Consider the following 7,257-nt stretch of genomic DNA (forward strand, 5'->3'; position numbering starts at 1 on the left):
ACCGGGCCGCGCGCGACCAGCCGACCGGCGCCACCACGAAAGCCACCACCCGGCTGATCCAGTCGCCGTCGGCCGGTGGGACGCCCAGGCCGTCGAGCGTCGTACTGGACAGTTGCTGGGTCACCTTGTGCGGGCGGGTGAAGGTGCCGCGGCCATGGCGGCGGACCAGCAGGCCCGTACAGGTGAGTTCGTCGATGGCCGCGCGGATGGTCGGGCGGGACACTCCCAGCTCCTGCGCCAGATCGCGTTCGGACGGCAGGCTCGTACCCGGCCCCGCCTTCTCCACGAAGTCGAGGATGTGGCGGCGTACCCGGTCACGCTTGGCGGTGGGCGTACGGCGCGTCCGGTTCAGGGCGGTGCCGTTCTCACCGGCTCCCTCCCGTACCTCGGCCGCGGGGCCTCCTCCGCCGGTCAGGTGACCGGCGGTGCCGTGGTCACCGGCTCCCTCGCCCGGCTCGGTCACGCCGTGTCCAGCGCTCGGAGGGCGCCGAGCACACGCAAACGTTCTCGGTGGGCCTTGAGGCGGCCGCGGAACTCCTCGTAGTCGCGGCCCCCCTCGCTCCACGCCACCTCGGCCAGGGCGCACAACCTCGGGAACGTCAGATACCGGACATGGTCCGGTGTCGGGACGAACTCCGTCCACAGCTGCGCCTGGATACCCAGCACGCCGGGGCGGTTTCCGCCGGCGACCGGTAGGCCGCCCGCGAGTGGGTCGAATCCGTACACGTCGGCGATGGTCGTCGTCACGTTCGGAGGGGCCGGCGGCTCGCCGGGGTGGGTGCTCTGCGCGTAGTTCAGGTACGTCGTCCGGTGCGGTGCCATGATCACCTGGTGGCCGCGCTCGACCGAGCCCACACCGTGTGCGGGGTCGCGCCAGGCGGTCAGGGTCATCTCGGCGGGCAGGTCGCCGTTCTGCTCCGCCTCGTCCCAGCAGATGGCGCGGCGGCCGTGCTCGGCCAGCGTCTCCTGCATCTGCCGCAGGAACCAGCCGTGCAGCTGGGCGGGCGTCGTGAAACCCAGTTCCTCGATGCGGCGGCGGGCCACCGGGCTCGTCTCCCACTGCGTGGTCGGGCACTCATCGCCGCCGATGTGGACGTACCGGGACGGGAAGACCGCGACCGTCTGCGCCAGGACGGTACGGCAGAACTCCAAAGCCTCGTCGTGCACCCCGAGGATGTCCTCGCTGATCCCCCAGCTCGTCCAGACCGGAAGGCTCACCTCGGCGCGATTGCCCAGGTGAGGGTAGGCGGCCAGGAGCGCGCGGGCGTGGCCCGGCATCTCGATCTCGGGGACGACGGTCACGCCGCGGCGGCTCGCGTAGGCCACCAGGTCGCGCAGCCGCCGCTGGGAGTAGAAGCCGCCGTGCGGGATACCGTCGAAGCGCGTGCTGCCGGCCGGGCCGACCATGGATTCGGTACGCCAGGCGCCCACTTCGGTCAGCCGCGGCAGTCCCTCGATCTCGATGCGCCAGCCCTGGTCGTCGGTCAGGTGCAGGTGCAGCACGTTGAGCTTGTGCAGCGCGATCCGGTCGATGAACTCCTCGAGGAACTCCGGCGGCAGGTAGTGCCGTGCCACGTCGAGCATCACACCCCGCCACGGCAGCCGCGGCGCGTCGCGTACGGTCACGCATGGCCACCGCCACGCGTCCGGCGGGGCCGAGGCCGGCTCCAGCGCGGCCGGCGGCAGAAGCTGGCGCAACGTCTGCACACCGTGGAAGAGCCCCTCCTCGCCGGGCGCGGACAGGACGACCTCGGCGGGAGAGATCTCCAGACGGTACCCCTCGTACGGCAGCTCGTCCGGTGCGATCTCCAGGCGGACGATCGGCCCCTCCGACGCGCGGGGCCGGTCACCCAGATAGCCCGCCAGCAGGTCGGCGGCGCGCGTGGCGCCCGGGCCGCTCGAGAGGTGGAGGGCCGCGGGAATGACGAACTCACCGGGGCGTACGGTGAGCTCGACGGGGCGAGGAATTATCACGATCGCCTTTCTTGAAATAAGCTATCCCTTGACCGCTCCGGCGGTCATTCCGACGACCAGCCGGCGCTGTATGAGCATGAAGAAGACCACAATGGGCAGCGCGAACAATGTCGATCCGGCAATCAGCCCCCCATAGTCGGTGCCGATGTTGGTGGAGAACGACGCCAGCCATACCGGCAGCGTGTACCGGGACTGGTCCTTCATCATCACGTACGCGTAGATGTAGTCATTCCACGCGACGATGAAGGAGAAGACGCTGGCGGCGATGATTCCGGGCGTCACCAGCGGGAGCAGCACCCTGCGGATCACCGTGAACCGGTCTGCCCCGTCGACCATCGCGGCCTCTTCGAGCTCCACCGGAACGCCGTGCAGGAATCCGCGCATCACCCAGATCGTCAGCGGCAGCACGAACGCCAGATACGTGACGATCAGGCCGATCAGCGTGTCGAGCATGTTCAGGCTCTTCATGCTCAGGAAGAGCGGTATCAGCAGCGCCGGCCCGGGGATCATCTGGATCACCATGATGCCGACGAGGAATCCACGCCGGCCGAAGAAGTGAAAGCGGGTCAGCGCGGTCGCCGCGAGAAAGGCCACCACGACGGACAGCGCCACGACCACGCCGGTGACGATGACGCTGTTGACGAGATAGTCGACGAAGTGCGGCTTGCGGACCGCGTCGGCGAAATTGGAGAGGCTCAGGGGAAAGGGGACGAACGTCGGCGTCGGGCGGAGCGTTTCCCCGGCCGGTTGGAGCGCGGTGTCGACCATCCAGTAGACGGGGAACAGCCAGACGGCGCAGAAAAGGACGGCTCCGGCGTTCAACGCCGCGCGACCCGGCCGGATCCTTCTCACCATGTCTCTCCCGCCCGCACCAAACGGCGCACGTAGTACCACGTCAATGCCGCGAGAAGGGCGGTCGCGAGAACGGCGATCGCGGCGCCCTGCCCGTACGACTGGCTCGCGAACGCACGGCGGAACGACCAGACCACGAGCGTCGTCGTTCCGCCGTCCGGGCCGCCGCCGGTCAGCAGCCAGATCTGGTTGAAGACGTTGAAGTCCCAGATCACCGACAGGACGGTGACGAGCAGCAGGATCGGCCGTAGGAAGGGCACCGTGACGACACGGAAGCGGGTCCAATACCCGGCGCCGTCGAGCGCCGCCGCCTCGTAGTAGTCGCTTGGGATCTGCGACAGGCCGGCGTACAGGGTCAACGCGACGAACGGCACCGACTGCCAGACCACGAGCAGCCAGACCAGCAGGAGCGCGGAAACCGTGTGCGCCGTCCAGTCGTACTGCCCGAGGCCGAGGAGCCAGTTGACCACGCCGTACGTCGGCTGGAACAGCCAGGTCCACAGCATCGTCGCGGCCACGTTCGGTACCGCCCAGGCGGCGATCAGGCAGAAGGTCACCAGCGTCCGCATTCGCCGGCCCAACGCCCGCATCGCCAGCGCCACGCCCGTGCCGATCGCAAGGGTGCCGCCCGCCATCGCCACGCAGACGAGCGCGGTACGGAAAAGCATGGGACCGATCTCGTCGCCGTGAAGGACGGCGGTGTAGTTCGTGACGCCGGTCCACCGCGTACGGCCGGTGAACAGCGCCCGCAGCCCGTAGTCCTGAAAGGAGATCAGCACGAGCCGTACGAGCGGGTACCCGATGACCAGGGCGAGGATCAGGGCGGCCGGGGCCAGCAGCAGGTACGGAAGCGCCGGGCGACGGCGCCGGGTCTGCGGCGTGGCGGCCTCGGGCACGACGGCCGCCCCTGCCGCCAGGGTCTGCGTGCGCGTCATTGGGATGCGTTCAGCGCCTGGTTCAGGTGCTGGTCGAAGGATTTCGCGGCCTCGGGGATCGACGTCTTGCCGGTGGAGATGTCACCGAAGAACGCCTGCAACGACTTGTCGCTCTCGATCGTCGCCCATCCGGGGCTCGCCGGCGTCGCGACGCTGCGCTTGGCCGCGAACGAGAACGCCTTGAACAGTTCCGGGCGCGATCCGGCGGTCTGGTCGATCAGCTGTGACGAGACCGGGGTCCAGCCGTCGATCCCGGCGATCGCCTGGGTCTGCACGGCGGTGCCGGTCGCGGTCTTGAGGTACGCCAGGGCGAGCGCCTGGTTCGGGCTCTTGGCCGCGACGGCGAGGTCCGAGCCGCCGAGGAACACCGGCTGGGTCGTGCCCGCGCGGGCACCGGGAAGCGGGAAGGTGCCGAGCTGCCCCTTGAGCGATGGCTTGATCTTGAGGATGGAATTCACGCTCGTGTTCAGGATCGCCGAGGTCTTCTCCTGGGCGAAGATCGCGTTGTAGTCCGGCGTGAGGTTGAACAGGTTGCGCGAGGCGGGCGTGGAGTAGGTGTTCTGGAACTGCTTCCAGGAGGCCAGCCCGCGCTGGGCCTGCGGTGACTCCAGCGCCCCCGCCCACTTGTCGCCGTTCTTGGTGGCCAGTTCGCCACCCGCGTCCCAGAGGAACTGCACGCCACCGAACCAGTACTGACCCGGCATGTAGAACGGGGAGAAGTCCGGCGACGGATCGGCCGCCTTGATCTTGTCGAGGTCGGCGGTGAACTCGGCGAACGTGGCCGGTGGCGCGGTGACCCCGGCTTTGGCCCAGATCTTCTTGTTGTAGACCACGGCGCGCTCGGCGGCGAACAGCGGCGCGGCGTAGAGCCGGCCGCCGACCGTCGCGGGCCCGACCAGCCCGGGCAGCCAGGTCTGCCCCTGCGCCATGGTGTTCCGCACGGCGGAGATGTCGGTCAGGCCCCCGGCGGCGGCGAACAGCGGCACGTCGGTGTTGCCGATCTCGATCACGTCGGGCGGGTCGTTCTGGGCCAGCGCGGTAGCGATCTTGGTGTTGATGCCGTCCCATTCCTGGATCTGCACCTTCACTGCGGCGCCGGTGGCCTTGGTGAACTCGGCGTCGATCGCCTTGACCGCGGCGTCGGACAGATCGCCGTCCATGTACCAGACGGTCAACGTCCTTCCGGTGCCGGAGCCCGGGCCGGCGATCTTCGCGCCGGAGGTGGAGGCGGTGCCGTCGCCTCCGCCGCACGCCGCGCCGGCGCACGCGAGTGCGACGCTCGCCGCCAGCGTGGCCGTAACACGTCTGCGCATGTCGGATCCCCTCATTTGGCCGGGGCGCGCACCGCTCCGGCGTCGGGCCGGTCGCGCCCCCTCGCTCGGTGCGCCAGATCGTGGCACCTAACCATTGGTCATGTCAATGACGGATTCGGCGCACCCGGGGCGGGGCCGACCTGAGCGTCGAATGCGGGCGTGAACACCGATTGCTGAAGGGGTTGACAGGCCGGGAGCCGCGGTTCATCTTGAGGGCCATCGGCCACACAGAACTGACCGTTGGTCAAGTATGGACCGCGCGCCGCGCCGTCGGCGACACCCGGACGGTGCCGGTGCCACGTCCATCCGGCGACCAGGCCACGGCGGTGTGGCCGATCACGTCCGCCCCCGCCACGCAAGGAGAACCATGCGGCTTCACACTCTCCTCGGACGTCGCGCCACCGCCACGCTGACCGCCCTCGGCCTGGCCGGCGCCACCACCGTGACGGCCGGCGTCCTCACGGGCGACCCGGCCCAGGCCGCCTCGAGCCTCCGGCTGCAGTACCGGACCACCGAGACCGGAGCCACCGCCGGGGACATCGAGCCCTGGTTCCAGGTCGTCAACACCGGCTCGTCGCCCGCGTCGCTGTCCGGCGTCGCGATCCGCTACTACTTCTCCGCCGACACCACCGTCCCGTACGTCTTCACCTGTGAATGGGCGGCGATCGGCTGCTCCAAGCTGTCCGGCACGGTCGGCGCGCTGAGCGGCGGCCCGGCGACGGCCGACCACTACCTGGAGGTGACCTTCGGATCGGGCGCCGGCTCGCTGGCACCCGGGGCGTCGACCGGCGACCTTCAGTTGCGGCTGAACCGGCAGGACTGGCAGCAGGTGAACCAGGCCAACGACTACTCGTTCAAGAACCAGACCTCCTACGGCGCGTCCGACACCGTGACCCTGTCGGTGAACGGGACCGTCGTTTCCGGGAACGACCCGGGCGGGACCTCCACGCCTCCTCCGACGTCACCCCCGCCGAGCGGCAGCGGCGTTCTGTTCGACGACTTCCACTACACCGGCCCGACCGACCCGAACCTCGGCGCCCACGGCTGGTCGATCCGTACGGGCGGGGGCGGCCCGGGCATCCAGGGCACCTGGTCGGCGAACGCCTTCAGCTTCCCTTCGGACTCCACCGCCCAGGGCGGCAAGGTCATGAACCTGGCGGCGACCACCGACGGCACGACCGGCGGAACGACGCAGGCCGAGATCGACACCGTCCAGCGCAAGTTCTTCGAGGGCACGTACGCCGCACGCGTCTACTTCAACGACGCCCCGACCACCGGGCAGAACGGCGACCACGTCAACGAGACCTTCTACACGATCACGCCGGACGATTCCCTCTACAGCGAGCTCGACAATGAGTACCTGCCGAACGGCGGCTGGGGCGCTCCCGGCCCGACGCTCTACACGACCACCTGGTACAGCGCCGACGCCATGGACCGCCAGACGCACAACGTGATCTCCAGCCTGCAGGGCTGGCACACGCTGCAGATGACGGTGGCGAGCGGAACCGTGACGTACTACGTCGACGGGAACGTCTACTTCTCCACCACGGGCAAGTACTACCCGCGAGAGAAGATGACCATCGACTTCAACGAGTGGTTCATCGACCTGCCGTTCACCGGGGCCCGTACCTGGAACGAGAAGGTCAACTGGGTCTACTACAACGCCTCCGGAGCGCTGACGCCGACGCAGGTCACGACCGCCGTGAACGGCTACTACAGCGCGGGCACGCACTTCACCGACACCGTCCCGAACTGACGACCGACCGACCCGGGCCGGACGAGACCTTTCTACGGCCCGGGTCCGTGTTGAGACCATTGGAGCGTGACCAGGACCGAGCCGAGTTCGCCCCGTACGCCCTCGACCCCCAAGCGTGACCGGGTACGCCGCCACATCCTCGACTTCGTCGAGAAGGCGGGGCCGGGTACGAGCCTGCCGTCCGAACGCGATCTGGCGCAGGAGCTGGGAGTGTCCCGCCCGACCATCCGCGCGGCCATCGACGAACTCGTACGCTCAGGCCACCTGGTCCGCCGGCACGGACGCGGAACGTTCACGAGCCCACAGAAGATCACGCAGGAGCTCTCGGGCAGCACCGGCCTGGCGGTCCCTCCCGCCGAGGGCACGTGGATCAGCCGGGTGGTGGCTTTCGTGGTGGCGCCGGTCGGCTGGTCGCGCGCGGCCCGGT

General features: G+C 69.3%; 7 protein-coding genes. 2 read left to right on the plus strand and 5 right to left on the minus strand.

The features are described 5' to 3' along the window. The 5 genes from ABD978_RS36345 to ABD978_RS36365 form a co-directional block, all read right to left on the minus strand. Nucleotides 1-463, minus strand: a 463-nt coding sequence (locus ABD978_RS36345) for a GntR family transcriptional regulator (protein WP_345364826.1), incomplete at its 3' end; no start/stop codon positions are given. Then, nucleotides 460-1,974 (minus strand): beta-N-acetylhexosaminidase, encoded by a 1,515-nt coding sequence (locus tag ABD978_RS36350; RefSeq protein WP_345364828.1) that lies wholly within the window; start codon nucleotides 1,972-1,974, stop codon nucleotides 460-462. The genes ABD978_RS36345 and ABD978_RS36350, both read right to left, overlap by 4 nt. A gap of 21 nt (nucleotides 1,975-1,995) precedes the next feature. Next, nucleotides 1,996-2,742: a carbohydrate ABC transporter permease gene (locus tag ABD978_RS36355; protein ID WP_345364830.1), complete on the minus strand. Its 747-nt coding sequence runs from the start codon at nucleotides 2,740-2,742 to the stop codon at nucleotides 1,996-1,998. A gap of 80 nt (nucleotides 2,743-2,822) precedes the next feature. Beyond that, nucleotides 2,823-3,761: a carbohydrate ABC transporter permease gene (locus tag ABD978_RS36360; RefSeq protein ID WP_345364832.1), complete on the minus strand. Its 939-nt coding sequence runs from the start codon at nucleotides 3,759-3,761 to the stop codon at nucleotides 2,823-2,825. Next, nucleotides 3,758-5,074 (minus strand): extracellular solute-binding protein, encoded by a 1,317-nt coding sequence (locus ABD978_RS36365; protein ID WP_345364834.1) that lies wholly within the window; start codon nucleotides 5,072-5,074, stop codon nucleotides 3,758-3,760. The genes ABD978_RS36360 and ABD978_RS36365 overlap by 4 nt, the downstream gene beginning before the upstream one ends. 367 nt (nucleotides 5,075-5,441) lie before the next feature. On the opposite strand from ABD978_RS36365, the gene ABD978_RS36370 reads away from it, so the two are divergent. Both ABD978_RS36370 and ABD978_RS36375 read left to right on the plus strand, forming a co-directional pair. After that, entirely contained in the window at nucleotides 5,442-6,830 is a 1,389-nt protein-coding gene (locus tag ABD978_RS36370; protein WP_345364836.1) for a cellulose binding domain-containing protein, read from the plus strand. 66 nt (nucleotides 6,831-6,896) lie between these two features. Further along, nucleotides 6,897-7,257: GntR family transcriptional regulator (locus tag ABD978_RS36375; protein ID WP_345364838.1), on the plus strand; the 361-nt coding region annotated here is incomplete at its 3' end.

The sequence above is a fragment of the Actinoallomurus liliacearum genome, assembly GCF_039542035.1.
Lineage (GTDB): Bacteria > Actinomycetota > Actinomycetes > Streptosporangiales > Streptosporangiaceae > Actinoallomurus > Actinoallomurus liliacearum.